This window comes from Burkholderia sp. BKH01, from assembly GCF_025685725.1.
Lineage (GTDB): Bacteria > Pseudomonadota > Gammaproteobacteria > Burkholderiales > Burkholderiaceae > Burkholderia > Burkholderia pyrrocinia_C.
Genome location: NZ_JAOTQT010000002.1, coordinates 525428 through 540048 on the forward strand (window position 1 = coordinate 525428; position 14621 = coordinate 540048).

11 protein-coding genes and 1 tRNA gene are annotated in these 14621 nt (G+C 63.5%); 7 read left to right on the top strand and 5 right to left on the bottom strand.

Features of this window, described 5'->3' with window-relative positions:
- Positions 1-176: 176 nt before the first annotated feature.
- The 5 genes from OEJ37_RS05325 to OEJ37_RS05345 form a co-directional block, all read right to left on the bottom strand.
- Positions 177-2918 (bottom strand): restriction endonuclease, encoded by a 2742-nt coding sequence (locus OEJ37_RS05325; RefSeq protein WP_263343418.1) that lies wholly within the window; start codon positions 2916-2918, stop codon positions 177-179.
- A gap of 531 nt (positions 2919-3449) precedes the next feature.
- Positions 3450-3526 (bottom strand) — tRNA-Met (locus tag OEJ37_RS05330).
- Between the two features lie 156 nt (positions 3527-3682).
- A complete protein-coding gene (locus OEJ37_RS05335) occupies positions 3683-5341 on the bottom strand; it encodes an MFS transporter (RefSeq protein ID WP_174421713.1) in 1659 nt (552 codons plus the stop codon).
- A 226-nt stretch (positions 5342-5567) separates the two neighbouring features.
- Positions 5568-7115, bottom strand: coding sequence for a sensor histidine kinase (locus OEJ37_RS05340; protein ID WP_174421714.1), 1548 nt, complete (start codon positions 7113-7115; stop codon positions 5568-5570).
- A 17-nt stretch (positions 7116-7132) separates the two neighbouring features.
- Positions 7133-7861, bottom strand: coding sequence for a response regulator transcription factor (locus OEJ37_RS05345; protein ID WP_263343419.1), 729 nt, complete (start codon positions 7859-7861; stop codon positions 7133-7135).
- Positions 7862-8049: 188 nt separating this feature from the next.
- Here OEJ37_RS05345 and recA point away from each other — a divergent pair, with 188 nt between their 5' ends.
- From recA to OEJ37_RS05380, 7 genes are all read left to right on the top strand, one after another.
- Positions 8050-9120: a recombinase RecA gene (recA, locus tag OEJ37_RS05350; protein WP_152863095.1), complete on the top strand. Its 1071-nt coding sequence runs from the start codon at positions 8050-8052 to the stop codon at positions 9118-9120.
- Positions 9120-9989: a recombination regulator RecX gene (gene recX / locus OEJ37_RS05355; protein ID WP_174421716.1), complete on the top strand. Its 870-nt coding sequence runs from the start codon at positions 9120-9122 to the stop codon at positions 9987-9989. Before recA ends, recX begins: the two co-directional genes overlap by 1 nt.
- 146 nt (positions 9990-10135) lie before the next feature.
- Complete coding sequence (locus OEJ37_RS05360) at positions 10136-10744, top strand: DUF2889 domain-containing protein (protein ID WP_174421723.1); 609 nt, start codon at positions 10136-10138, stop codon at positions 10742-10744.
- A 68-nt stretch (positions 10745-10812) separates the two neighbouring features.
- A complete protein-coding gene (gene sucC, locus OEJ37_RS05365; RefSeq protein ID WP_263343421.1) occupies positions 10813-11979 on the top strand; it encodes an ADP-forming succinate--CoA ligase subunit beta in 1167 nt (388 codons plus the stop codon).
- Positions 11980-12049: 70 nt separating this feature from the next.
- A complete protein-coding gene (sucD, locus tag OEJ37_RS05370; RefSeq protein WP_034178933.1) occupies positions 12050-12931 on the top strand; it encodes a succinate--CoA ligase subunit alpha in 882 nt (293 codons plus the stop codon).
- A 157-nt stretch (positions 12932-13088) separates the two neighbouring features.
- Positions 13089-13793, top strand: a complete 705-nt coding sequence (locus OEJ37_RS05375) for a TerC family protein (protein ID WP_174421724.1) — start codon at positions 13089-13091, stop codon at positions 13791-13793.
- 97 nt (positions 13794-13890) lie between these two features.
- Complete coding sequence (locus OEJ37_RS05380) at positions 13891-14487, top strand: pilin (RefSeq protein ID WP_263343424.1); 597 nt, start codon at positions 13891-13893, stop codon at positions 14485-14487.
- The last annotated feature ends 134 nt before the right edge of the window (positions 14488-14621 follow it).

Genomic DNA, 14621 nt, shown 5'->3' on the forward strand with positions numbered 1-14621 from the left:
TCTATCGCGGTACACGTGGTGAAGGGGCAAACATCGACCTGATTGTCTCGAAATGTGTCTATGTTGATGCATCTCCGCCGAAAGTCAGTGCTTACGGCGTATTGCCAGCCATCGTGACGATGTACCGCGATAGACGAGTCGTTCTGCTCATGCCAATGCCGACCGAGATACGAGCTTCAACCGCCGGTACCGAAATTGAGCGGCGCGGTTCCGTTGTGATCCGATTTTGAGAGACCGTGAGCCCAATTTGCATAACGAACTAATCCTCCAAGATATCTCAGGGCCGATACGGGCTTCCAAGCGACCGCGCCAAGACCTTCCGCCAACTGAGGCGCAGCAGCATTTCTGTCTCCGTTGTTGGCTTTGATCGATTCAAGCGCGAGTTGAATGGTCGGCTGGCGCGCAACGGAACGCTTGGCCTCGTCCATCAGCGACGAGAGGTCCATTGTGTTCATGCGCAAATTTACTCGATCCGCTGTTACGTCGATGAGACCTAAGGCCGATGCGTCGGAGATTGCATTTCGTAGGCCATCGCCATCTAGCGAACGTCGACTTGTGGCGCCAGCTACAAGTTTTGTTAGCAACTCTTGAAGGCGAGCCGGGGATGATGCTCCGAGAAAAAGGCCAGTCAAGGTTTTGCTGGTTGATACAACACCCAACTGGCCGCCATTGCCGTCAGCTCTAGCGATTCCGCGTGGGCGAAGTTCAAGCAACCCGGCAAACAACAACCAGTTCTTCAAGTTTGCGCAATAGACTCGCAAGGTGGCGGGGGAGAAGATGGTGCTGCGTGGTTGCTGCTGATCAAAAAAATGTAGCCAGTCGTCCTGGCTGACGACTTCGTCTCTTGCCCAAAGACGCTCAATTGCTCGTGCGACGACATGTCTACGCAATTGACTTCTCACGATTCCAGCAATCGTCGTAGGGGATAGGTCAGAAAGATGGCTGGGAATCTTGTAGTTTCCTGAGCCATCTGCATCTACGAGTTGGAAGGCTACGAGATCGCCAAGCAGATTGAATGTTGGCCCTTCTTTCAAAGAAAGTTGTTCGCCAAGAGCAAGTGCCGACAATGGCCCTTTGCTCTCAAGAACGTTCAACGCTCGGAGTGCCACTGGGGGAGTCCGTTGGAATGTTCGGGTCCATGGAATTTGCGGTACCCGCTCCTCAACCAAGTAATCGCGAAAAATGTCCCAATAGACGACGTAGTTCATGCCGCTTCTAACCAACAGATGCTGATTAATCAGAAGGTTTGTTGTATCCCGAGAGAAGCTATCTTCGACTTCTGCCACTGCAACGGGCGCTCGTGCGGCTACAAATTTTAGGCAGCGAAGGTGATCCTCTTGAAGTTGCTCAAGATCTTCTTTGAAGAGCTGTTCGATGTCTAGCTCACGCTCCAGCAAGAGATATTGCGACTCGGCTGTCGACACGCGTTGGAGCACGTGGACAAGAAGTTTTTTTAGGAGCCATGGGAGACCCTGGCACTGCTCCGTTAAACGATGCCGCAACGGGCGAGATAGTTTCTTTCCGATAGCTTTTTCGGCCTTGGATATAACTCGATCGATTTCGCCACGCTTGAGTTCCGTTACCTTGAATGTCTTTCGCCTGTCGGCGAGTTGATGCCAGAGGTGGTATGCAGGATGTTGCTGCGGCAGCGAAACGTCTGTTTTCCAGGCAAATCCGAGTACGAGGGGCGCTTGCGCAGAATCGACATCGAGGCTCAGGTCTCGAACGGCATTGAATACTTCAAACAGGCTCTCCTTTGCGAATAGTTCTTCAAATTGATCGAACATGAGAACCGCGATTCTTCCTTGCGTTCGCAGTTGCGTTAGCGCATTTTTTACGTCCGGAGAGTCGAGCGGTTCGCGGAGGCTGTGGATATTCAGCGGATTCTTGCGGGCGGCGCCGATGTTCACCGCATCGTCGAGGGCGAGGCGTAGCGCCTCCACGACGAAGCCGGCATTGCTGGCGGAGCGGGAATCCACCGCGGTTATGGAGATTTTTTCCATGCTGCTGGTGCCAGATTTGTGAACTAGCTTTAGTGCCAGCGAGCTTTTTCCCCATCCGCTCGGTGCGAGAACCGCGAACGAGCGAGTGGAGGTGGCTCCACTTCGTGCTTGCTCAATGAATGCACCGACACCAGAAATCACTTCGTCTCTGCCGACAAAATCGGTGGGACGTGCGGGGCGGGGATCTTCCCAGGCATCGCCGGAGATAACTCGGGCAACAGGCGCCTTCGGGGAGCGAGTAGGAGTGGCGGTGGCGCCGCTCGGAAGCTGAATTGCCTGTAGAGCCGCATACCTGTGGGAAGCGCCAGCGACTTCTGCCGCTTCCCGTGATCCTAGTGGTTGCCCATTTCTGGCGTTGAAGACTGCATACTTGGCGGGAATTCCTTCCTCTAGCAGCTCGACAAGCCACGATCGCCGTCCGGGCGTGACCACAAGGCTCCAGTCACCTTGATTGAAGCCATCGACGTGATGGCTGAGAGTTTGCGGGTCAACGATTGAGCGTTGAGCTATGAGTACATCAATCGTTCGGGCGGGCGAGTACCAGGTGAACTTGAGGGAGAGGTCTCGATCCTGTTGAATTTCTTCCCAGAGTCCTCGGCCGTCCTTCGTCAGATCGCTCGTTGTGAAAAGCCAGCCATGGTCTGCTCGTCTAAGTTGGACGTTTCCCATAAGCTTCGTGATCACGTCTGCGGAGACGGGATCGCGATGGGCTTTGCATTCCACCAAAACGGTTATTGGCCGATCCTCGCTCTTGGCCAATATGTCTAGCTCCATCCCGGAGACTCGCAGTCTGCGCTGAGAACTCATCCGCATTGGCTTGAGAATTTCTACGATGAATTCCTCATAGAAGTCTCCCTTGTCGTCATTGGTCCAATCTGCGGGGACGGAAAACAGAAGATGGCGAGCGTCGGACATTTCAACCCTCAATTGAATTCGAGGAGAACTGTAACCGAGTCTGCATGGTTCGAGGAGTATGGGAGCGGTTTCATGTCGCGCTGCCTACAGACAGAGGGTTGCTGGCGGCATCGGGTCGCTAGATTCTGAGTCCCGGCGTGGGATGTCTGGGGCGCGCTGCAAAATTGCTTTCGGCATCAGTTCGCTGAGTTCGTCGTCCCGGCGATCCGATAGGTGATTGGCTGCGAAACGTGGAATACCGGACCGAAGCAAGGCGTAGGGCGGATATGCCGCGAAAGTTCGCAGCCAATCACCTACGGTCGGGTAAGGGGCGGCGAACTCAGCGGACTGATGCCGTTTCGAGGTCGCGGCAGGGGACGCCGCGCGGCGAGCGCCCAAAGGGCGGAGCCCTCATTCTGGTCTTTGGTGCCTGGTAGTGCTGTGGGAATACGGTCTACCTGTCAGCTGACGCTTCGTGCGTGCAGGCGTGCCCGCCGTTGACAGAGGCTAGAAACGACAAAGGGTTAGCCGAAGCTAACCCTTTGTTTTGTTTGGTGGCGAATCAGGGATTCGAACCCCGGACCTGCGGATTATGATTCCGTCGCTCTAACCGACTGAGCTAATTCGCCGAAGAAATAAATTATGCCGATGAGCCTTCTGGCTGTCAACATCTTTTTTCAGCTGGCGTGAAAAAAGTTGCCCGCGGCCCGTGTCGGCCTCGTCGCAGGGCGGGTTGCCGATCGCCGGAACGCATCCGGCAACCGCCGCCCACCCGCGCGTCGACATCAATCCTGCGCGTAGATGTTCGAGTCCTTCGTCTCCTTGACGAACAGCAGGCCGATCACGAACGTGCCCAGCGCGATCACGATCGGATACCAGAGCCCCGAGTAGATGTTGCCCTTCGCCGCGACGATCGCGAACGCGGTTGCCGGCAGGAAGCCGCCGAACCAGCCATTGCCGATGTGATACGGCAGCGACATCGACGTATAGCGGATCCGCGTCGGGAACATCTCGACCAGCATCGCGGCGATCGGCCCGTAGACCATCGTCACGTAGATCACGAGGATCGTCAGGATCACGATCGTCATCGGCCAGTTGAGCTGCGCGGGGTCGGCCTTCGCCGGATAGCCCGCCGACTTCAGCGTGGTCGCGAGCGTCTTGTCGAACGCCGCGCCCTTCGCCTTTGCGTCGGCCCCCTTGGCGTCGTATGCGTCGATCACGGTGTCGCCCACCTTGATCTGCGCGGTCGTGCCGGCCGGTGCCGCGACGTTCTCGTAGTTCAGGCCGGCCTTCGCGAGCGCGCTCTTCGCGATGTCGCACGAGTCGGTGAACTTCGATGTGCCGACCGGGTTGAACTGGAACGAGCAGGTGGCCGGATCGGCGACGACGGTGATCGGCGCCTTCTGCGTGGCGATCTCGAGCTGCGGGTTCGCGTAGTGCGTGAGCGCCTTGAACAGCGGGAAGTAGGTCAGCGCCGCGATCAGGCAGCCCGCGAGGATGATCGGCTTGCGGCCGATCTTGTCCGACAGCGAACCGAAGAACAGGAAGAACGGCGTGCCGATCAGGAGCGCGATCGCGATCAGGATGTTCGCGCTTGCACCGTCGACCTTCAGCGTCTGCGTGAGGAAGAACAGTGCGTAGAACTGGCCCGTGTACCACACGACGGCCTGGCCGGCCGTCAGGCCGACGAGCGCGAGGATCACGATCTTCAGGTTCTTCCACTGGCCGAACGCTTCGGTCAGCGGCGCCTTCGACGTCTTGCCTTCCGACTTGATGCGCAGGAACACCGGCGATTCGTTCAGCTGCAGCCGGATCCACACCGACACCGCGAGCAGCGCGATCGATGCGACGAACGGCACGCGCCAGCCCCAGTTGCCGAACGCTTCCTCGCCGATGAACGTGCGCACGCCGAGGATCACGAGCAGCGACAGGAACAGCCCGAGCGTCGCGGTCGTCTGGATCCACGCGGTGTAGAAGCCGCGCCGGTTCGACGGCGCATGCTCGGCGACGTAGGTCGCCGCACCGCCGTACTCGCCGCCGAGCGCGAGGCCCTGCAGCAGCCGCATCGCGATGAAGATCACCGGCGCGGCGATGCCGATCGACGAGTAGCCGGGCAGGAAGCCGACCACGAACGTCGATATGCCCATGATCACGATCGTCACGAGGAACGTGTGCTTGCGTCCGACCATGTCGCCGAGCCGGCCGAACACGATCGCGCCGAACGGCCGCACCGCGAAGCCGGCCGCGAAGCCGAGCAGCGTGAAGATGAACGCGGCGGTCGGATTGACGCCGGAGAAGAAGCTCTTGCTGATGTAGGCCGCGAGTGAGCCGGCCAGATAAAAGTCGTACCATTCGAACACGGTCCCGAGCGACGACGCGAAGATCACCTTTTTCTCTTCGCCCGTCATCGGCGCGTGCGAAATTTGCCCGCCTAACGTTGCCATGAATCGTCTCCAAGTCCCTTGATATAGATATGCGGCCGCCTTGGGTGGGCGGGCCTGTCGACGATTATTGGCACGGAAACTTACGGCGCACTGACTCGCGCGCACAAAACGACTGCGCGTTAACCCGTGCCGAATCGGATGCTTCGCGCGCCGATCGTGGCGCGAACGTCCGGCAAATCGCCGATTTCGATGCGATCGCGTCGCGATGCCGCGGTGCGCGTCAGGGTTAATCCGGAGCGGCTTCCGCCAGCGGCAGGCTGACGCGCACGAGCGTGCCGGCGAGGCGGGGCGCCTGCTGGTAGACGTGATCGTCGAGCGTCAGCGTGCCGCCGTGCTGCGTGGCGATCTCGCGCACGATCGCGAGCCCGAGGCCGCTGCCGTCGCCTTCGCGGCCGAGGATCCGGTAGAAGCGCTCGACGACGCGCTCGCGTTCGGCGGCCGGGATGCCGGGGCCCGTGTCCTCGACTTCGAGATGCACGAGCCGCGCCGCGCGCTCGGCGCGCACGCGCACCGTGATGCGGCCGCCTTCGGGCGTGTAGCGGATCGCGTTGTCGATCAGGTTGCCGAGCATCTCGCGCAGCATCACCGGATTGCCGTCGACGTCGAGCGGCGCGTCGTCCGGCGGGCCTTCGTAACCGAGATCCATCCGCTTCGCGAGCGCGGCCTGCACCCAGTCGCGCACCGCGCGCCGCGCGAGCGCGGCGATCTCGACCGGCTCGAACGTGAGCCCGCTCGCGCGGTTCTCGGCGCGCGCGAGCGCAAGCAGTTGCGTGACGAGCCGCGCGGCCTGCTCGGAGCTCGTCGCGATCTGCTCGAGCGAGCGCTGCACGTCGGGCGGGACGGGGTGGCGCAGCGCGAACTCGGCCTGCGTGCGCAGGCCCGCGAGCGGCGTCTTCATCTGGTGCGCGGCGTCGGCGATGAAGCGCTTTTGCAGCGCCATGTTCTGTTCGAGACGCGCGAGCAGGTCGTTGAACGACGTGACGAGCGGTTCGATCTCGGGCGGCGCGCGCTGCGCCTCGACGGGCGACAGGTCGTCGGGCCGCCGCGCGCGGATGTGCGCCTGCAGCGCATTGAGCGGCGCGAGCCCGCGCGACAGCCCGAACCAGACGAGCAGGATCGCGAGCGGCAGGATCACGAACTGCGGCAGGATCACGCCCTTGATGATGTCGTTCGCGAGCGCGTTGCGCTTGTCGAGCGTCTCGCCGACCTGCACGAGCACGGGCTGCGTGCCGCTCGCCTGCGGCAGCGCGACCGTCGTATACGCGACGCGCACGTCGTTGCCGCGCAGCAGGTCGTCGCGAAACACGACGACGCCCGGCGGCGGGCGATCCTCGTCGCGCGGCAGCGGCATGTCGGCTTCGCCCGCGACCAGCTCGCCGCGCGCGCCGAGCACCTGGAAGTAAACGCTGTCGACGTTGTCCGCACGCAGGAAGTCGCGCGCCTGCTCCGGCAGCGTCAGCTCGGCGACGCCGTTCACCGGGTGGATCTGGCGCGCGAGCACGTATGCGTTGGTCTCGAGCGTGCGGTCGAACGGGCCGTTCGCGATGGTCTTCGCGACGAGATAGGTGACGGCGATGCTCATCGGCCACAGCAGCAGCAGCGGCGCGAGCATCCAGTCGAGGATTTCGCCGAACAGCGAGCGAGGGCGCGTAGCCTCGGGCGCGTCAGTTTCGTCGGGCGGCGCGAACGGGTTCTCGTAGCGTGCGTCGCGCGCATCGTCGGCGGCCGACGACGGCGCGCCGGTCGGGTGGCGGGAATGGGCCGGCGTGGCCATCGCGGCGACGCCCGGCTTCAGCGCAGCGGCGTGCCGGCCGTCGCGGGCTGGGGCGCTGTCGTGTCGGCCGGCACGGCGGGCGCGACCTTTTCGAGGCAATAACCGAGGCCGCGCACGGTCGAGATCCGGACGCCGCTCGGCTCGATCTTCTTGCGCAGCCGGTGCACGTAGACTTCGATCGCGTTGTTGCTGACTTCCTCGCCCCATTCGCACAGATGGTCGACGAGCTGCTCCTTCGATACGAGCCGGCCGATCCGCTGCAGCAGCACCTCGAGCAGGCCGAGCTCGCGCGCGGAGAGATCGAGTACGCGCTCGTTCGCATACGCGATGCGGCCGACCTGATCGAACGCGAGCGAGCCGTGCCGCACGACGGTCGGGCCGCCGCCCGCGCCGCGCCGGGTCAGCGCGCGTACGCGCGCCTCGAGCTCGTTGAGCGCGAACGGCTTGGCCATGTAATCGTCCGCGCCGAGGTCGAGACCCTTCACGCGCTCGTCGACACTGTCGGCGGCGGTCAGGATCAGCACGGGGAGGTTGGAATTGCGTGCGCGCAGGCGCTTGAGCACGTCGAGCCCGGACATTTTCGGCAACCCGAGATCGAGGATCAGCAGGTCGAATGTCTGCATCGACAGCGCCGTATCGGCATCGACGCCGCTCTTCACGTGGTCGACCGCATAGCCCGATTGGCGGAGTGACCGGGTGAGGCCGTCCGCGAGTATGCTGTCGTCTTCGGCGATGAGAATTCGCATGTTGCTGACCGATGGCCGGCAGGGCATTCGCGCCGGCGCGGCTGTCTCCGAAGTTATTCGTGTACAACGCTCTGCATTGCGGGCTTGCACAAAACACTGTTTTTTTATACAGTGTCTGCATTCGTGGGCGGCGCTTGAAAGCGGGCGCGCCTTTAACAGACGCTGCTCATCATAGCAAAGGACGATTCATGGAAGAAAGCAAGAAGGGCTCCGGGATGACTGCCGAGAAGAGCAAGGCGCTGGCGGCTGCACTCGCGCAGATCGAAAAGCAGTTCGGCAAAGGGTCGATCATGCGGATGGGCGACGGCGAGGTGGCCGAGGACATCCAGGTCGTCTCCACGGGTTCGCTGGGGCTCGACATCGCGCTTGGCGTTGGCGGCCTGCCGCGCGGCCGGGTGGTCGAGATCTACGGTCCGGAATCGTCCGGTAAAACCACGCTCACGCTGCAGGTGATCGCCGAGCTGCAGAAGATCGGCGGCACGGCCGCGTTCATCGACGCCGAGCACGCGCTCGACGTCCAGTACGCGTCGAAGCTCGGCGTGAACGTGCCGGAACTGCTGATCTCGCAGCCGGACACCGGCGAGCAGGCGCTGGAAATCACCGATGCGCTGGTGCGCTCGGGCTCGATCGACATGATCGTCATCGACTCGGTCGCGGCACTCGTGCCGAAGGCCGAAATCGAAGGCGAGATGGGCGATTCGCTGCCGGGCCTGCAGGCCCGCCTGATGTCGCAGGCGCTGCGCAAGCTGACCGGCACGATCAAGCGCACGAACTGCCTCGTGATCTTCATCAACCAGATTCGCATGAAGATCGGTGTGATGTTCGGCAACCCGGAAACCACGACGGGCGGCAACGCGCTGAAGTTCTATGCGTCGGTGCGTCTCGACATCCGCCGGATCGGCTCGATCAAGAAGAACGACGAGGTGATCGGCAACGAAACCCGCGTGAAGGTCGTCAAGAACAAGGTATCGCCGCCGTTCCGCGAAGCGATCTTCGACATCCTGTACGGCGAGGGCATCTCGCGTCAGGGCGAGATCATCGACCTCGGCGTGCAGGCGAAGATCGTCGACAAGGCGGGCGCCTGGTACAGCTACAACGGCGAGAAGATCGGCCAGGGCAAGGACAACGCGCGTGAATTCCTGCGCGAGAATCCGGAAATCGCGCGCGAGATCGAGAACCGCATCCGCGAATCGCTCGGTGTCGTCGCAATGCCCGATGGTGCAGACAACGAAGCCGAGGCGATGGACGAAGAAGAGTGATGGTCGGGCGCCGAGGTCAGGCTGGCGAGCCGGAGGAGAGCGACGCGCCCGAAACGGCGGGTCGCTCCGGCCGGCGAGCCGGGCCCTCGGGCGCCGACCGGCGGGTCGCGGGCAGCAACGCCGCGGGCCGCACCGCGACGAGGGCATCCGACGATGCCCTCGTTTCGTTTGAAATTGCCGCGCCGGACGATCCGTTCGACGACGATGAATCGTTCGACGCGCACGACCGGTCCCGCCGTCGCGTATCCGGTGTCGGATTCCCGGGCGATCGCGCATCCGATGCGTCGGCGTCTGCGACGGAAGACGTCTATACACGCAGCAGCCAGCATCCGCGTCGCACGCGCCGCGCGTCCGGCACTTCTTCAAGCGGTGCTTCCGGCGACGATCCGGGCACCGGCAAACGCAAGTCGTCGAAGCCGCCGCGTTCGTTGAAGGGCCGCGCGCTCGGCTATTTGTCGAGGCGCGAATACAGCCGCACGGAACTCGCGCGCAAGCTCGCGCCGTATGTCGGCGAAGACGAGTCCATCGAACCGGTGCTCGATGCGCTGGAGAAGGAAGGCTGGCTGTCCGACGCGCGCTTCGCCGAGAGCCTCGTGCATCGTCGCGCGTCGCGCGTCGGGGTCGCACGCATCGTCAGCGAGCTGAAGCGCCATGCGGTCGGCGACACGCTCGTCGAGGAAGTGAACGCGCAGTTGCGCGAGACCGAATGGGCGCGCGCGCAGGCTGTCTGGCGCAAGAAATTCGGTGCACTGCCGCAAACGCCGGCCGAGCGTGCGAAGCAGGCGCGCTTTCTCGCCGCGCGCGGCTTCTCGAGCTCGACCATCGTGAAGTTGCTGAAGGTCGGCGACGATTTCCCGATCGACGATTGATCGCGCCGGTCGCGCGCGTGGCGCGCGATTTTGCTGCAACGCAACCGCTTCCGGACAGGCGGGAATACCCGCCGTCGCGTCAAACTGTCTCAAATACCCAATATGCTAAAATCCGTGGGTTTTCCTCTTCGGCCTCAATCTCCAGCATGCCGCTATCCGAGCCCGTGCCCCGTCAGTTGCGACATCGACGCGCAATCCGAGCGGAAGCTTACGAGCGTGGCGACGGCTTGTGGGACATCGAAGCCTGCCTGACCGACCACAAGCCGCGCGACGTCGCGCTTGCGTCGGGCATCCGGCCCCAGGGCCTGCCGATCCACGAACTCTGGCTGCGCGTGACTATCGATCGTGAACTCAATGTCGTCGACGCCGAAGCGTCTTCGGAATGGGTGCCTTATCCCGGTCAGTGTCAATCCGCCCCTCCCGCCTATCGGGCCCTCATCGGGCTCAATCTCTTCCGCCACTTCCGCCGCGATGCGAACCGACTGCTGTCCGGTGTCGCAGGCTGCTCCCATCTCACCGAACTGTGCGCTGTGCTGCCGACGGCAGCGATCCAGGCGTTCGCCGGTGACGTGTGGAACGTGCGCGAGGAGGGAGGCGAAGGGCCGGATCACGACGGCGTGCGCGACGAACCGCCTTTCCAGCTCGGCCGCTGCCGTGCGCTGCGGTTCGACGGCGAGGTCGTGCGGCAGTACTACCCGCGCTGGTATGGCGCGGAGCGGCCGAACGTGCCCGGTGACGGCAGCACGAAGGAATGAACGGAAATCATTCGAAGAAGCGTCTTAAGCGACTTTTCATCCAACTCTCAGACTGAAGGGAATCACGCATGAAGATTCACGAGTACCAGGGTAAGGAAATCCTGCGGAAATTCGGAGTCGCGGTACCGCGCGGCAAGCCGGCGTTCTCGGTTGACGAGGCCGTCAAGGTGGCGGAAGAGCTCGGCGGCCCGGTGTGGGTCGTCAAGGCTCAGATTCACGCGGGTGGCCGCGGCAAGGGCGGCGGCGTGAAGGTGGCGAAGTCGATCGAGCAGGTTCGCGAATACGCGAACCAGATCCTCGGCATGCAGCTCGTCACGCACCAGACCGGTCCGGAAGGCCAGAAGGTCAACCGTCTGATGATCGAAGAAGGCGCCGACATCAAGCAGGAACTGTATGTCAGCCTCGTCGTCGACCGCATCTCGCAGAAGATCGTGCTGATGGGTTCGAGCGAAGGCGGCATGGACATCGAAGAAGTTGCCGAAAAGCACCCGGAACTGATCCACAAGGTCATCGTCGAGCCGTCGACCGGCCTGCTCGACGCCCAGGCCGACGACCTCGCCGCGAAGATCGGCGTGCCGGCTGCTTCGATTCCGCAAGCGCGTGCCATCCTGCAAGGCCTGTACAAGGCATTCTGGGAAACCGACGCGTCGCTGGCTGAAATCAACCCGCTGAACGTCTCCGGCGACGGCAAGGTCATCGCACTCGACGCGAAGTTCAACTTCGATTCGAACGCGCTGTTCCGTCATCCGGAAATCGTCGCGTACCGCGATCTGGACGAAGAAGATCCGGCTGAAATCGAAGCGTCGAAGTTCGACCTCGCGTACATCTCGCTCGACGGCAACATCGGCTGTCTCGTGAACGGCGCAGGCCTGGCAATGGCGACGATGGATACCATCAAGCTGTTCGGCGGCGAGCCGGCGAACTTCCTGGACGTCGGCGGTGGCGCGACGACCGAGAAGGTCACGGAAGCGTTCAAGCTGATGCTGAAGAACCCGGACCTGAAGGCGATCCTCGTGAACATCTTCGGCGGCATCATGCGCTGCGACGTGATCGCGGAAGGCGTGATCGCCGGTTCGAAGGCCGTGAACCTGAAGGTGCCGCTCGTCGTGCGCATGAAGGGCACGAACGAGGACCTCGGCAAGAAGATGCTGGCCGACTCGGGCCTGCCGATCATCTCGGCGGACAGCATGGAAGAAGCTGCGCAGAAGGTCGTCACGGCTGCCGAAGGCAAGTAAGCGCGCGCTCAATGAACACGCATGGCGGCGCGGTTCGCACGCGACGCCAATCGAACAGAGGTCAAAATACATGTCGATTCTGATCAACAAGGACACGAAGGTCATCACGCAGGGCATCACCGGCAAAACCGGTCAGTTCCATACGCGCGCCTGCCGTGAATACGCAAACGGCCGCGAAGCATTCGTCGCGGGCGTGAACCCGAAGAAGGCCGGCGAAGATTTCGAAGGCATTCCGATCTACGCAAGCGTCAAGGAAGCGAAGGAAGAAACCGGCGCGACCGTGTCGGTCATCTACGTTCCGCCGGCAGGCGCTGCTGCTGCGATCTGGGAAGCGGTCGAAGCCGATCTGGATCTCGCGATCTGCATCACGGAAGGCATTCCCGTGCGCGACATGATCGAAGTGAAGGACCGCATGCGCCGCGAAGGCCGCAAGACGCTGCTGCTCGGGCCGAACTGCCCGGGCACGATTACGCCGGACGAACTGAAGATCGGCATCATGCCGGGTCACATCCACCGCAAGGGCCGCATCGGCGTCGTGTCGCGTTCGGGCACGCTGACGTATGAAGCCGTGGCGCAGCTGACGGCACTCGGCCTCGGCCAGTCGTCGGCAGTCGGTATCGGCGGCGACCCGATCAACGGTCTGAAGCACATCGACGTGATGAAGATGTTCAACGACGATCCGGATACGGACGCGGTCGTGATGATCGGCGAAATCGGCGGTCCGGACGAAGCCAATGCGGCCGAGTGGATCAAGGCCAACATGAAGAAGCCGGTCGTCGGCTTCATCGCAGGCGTCACGGCGCCTCCGGGCAAGCGCATGGGCCACGCCGGCGCGCTGATCTCGGGCGGTGCGGATACGGCCGAAGCGAAGCTGGAAATCATGGAAGCGTGCGGCATCACCGTCACGCGCAACCCGTCGGAAATGGGCCGCCTGCTGAAGGCAGCGCTGTAATATTTCCGCCTGGGTTCGTCCTGCAGAAAACGCCGGCTTCGCCGGCGTTTTTTGTTATGCTCGCGCAATGAATTCGTAAGCACCGGGCATGCATCGCGCATGTGCCGGCGATGAACCGGGCCGCCCGCCGGGCGGCCATATCCTGCACATCACCCCCATGCTCGAATTCCTGACGTCGCTGCACTGGGGCGCCGTTCTCCAGATCGTCATCATCGACATCCTGCTCGGCGGCGACAACGCGGTCGTGATCGCGCTCGCGTGCCGCGACCTGCCTGCGAACCAGCGGCTGCGCGGCGTCGTCTGGGGCACCGCGGGGGCGATCCTGCTGCGCGTCGCGCTGATCACGTTCGCGGTCGCGCTGCTCGATGTGCCGTTCCTGAAGATCGGCGGCGGGCTGCTGCTGCTTTGGATCGGCGTCAAGCTCATGGCGCCGGCCGCCGATGCGCACGACCACATCAAGCCGGCCGACCGGCTGTGGGACGCCGTGAAGACGATCGTGATCGCCGATGCGGTGATGAGCCTCGACAACGTGATCGCGATCGCCGGCGCGGCCGAGCAGGCCGACCCGTCGCACCGGATCGCGCTCGTGATCTTCGGGCTCGTCGTCAGCGTGCCGATCATCGTGTGGGGCAGCACGCTGGTGCTGAAAATGCTCGATCGCTTCCCCATCGTCGTGACGCTTGGCGCCGCGCTGCTCGGCTGGATCGCGGGCGGGCTGATCGTGAACGATCCGGTCGGCGACCGCTGGCCGGTGCTCGATACGCCACCTGCGATCTACGGCGCGAGCATGGCCGGCGCACTGTTCGTCGTGGCGGCCGGTTACGCGCTCAGGAGGCGCCGCGGCACATCGGGCGCGCGCTGACGTTGGCCGTCCGGCCGACTGCCGGGTTCGCGGCCCGCTGGCTACGATCGAGACGCCTGCCTTTATCGGCAGGCGTTTTTCGTTTCCGGAGCCTGCCATGTTCGAAGCCTTTTCCGTTTCACTGTTCCGTCGCGTTGCCGCCGATCTGCGGCGCGCGAGCCGGCCGTCGCCGCGCTGGCGGCCGGCCGGCTTCACGCTGATCGAGCTGATGATCGTGCTGGCGATCGTCGGCGTCGTCGCGGCCTATGCGATTCCCGCGTACCAGGATTACCTCGCGCGTTCGCGTGTCGGCGAGGGGCTCGCGCTCGCGTCGTCCGCGCGGCTCGCGGTTGCCGACAACGCGGCGAGCGGCGCGAGCCTCGACGGCGGCTACAGCCCGCCGGCCGCTACCCGCAACGTCGAATCGGTTGCGATCGACGGCGAGACCGGCCAGATCACGGTCGCGTTCACGACCCGCGTCGCCGCGGCCGGCACGAATACGCTGGTACTCGTGCCGGCCGCGCCCGACAAGGCCGATGCGCCCACCGCGCGCGTGGCGCTCAAAAAGGGCGCGATGCAAGCCGGTGCGATCGCGTGGGAGTGCTTCGCCGCCGGCAAGGATGCGTCGTCGCTGCCGGCGCCGGGGGCCGGGCCGCTGCCGGGCACCGCTGCGACGCTGCCGGCGAAATATGCGCCCGCGGAGTGCCGCGCGTAGCGCCGGCGGAGGAGGAGGGCGACGGCGCGCGGGGCACGCCGGCCGCCGCTTCGGCCGGCCGGGCCGGTCGCGCGGCGTCGGGTCGCCGCGCGACGGCCCCGCACAGAGGGGGGAAAGTTTTGTATAGTGCGCCG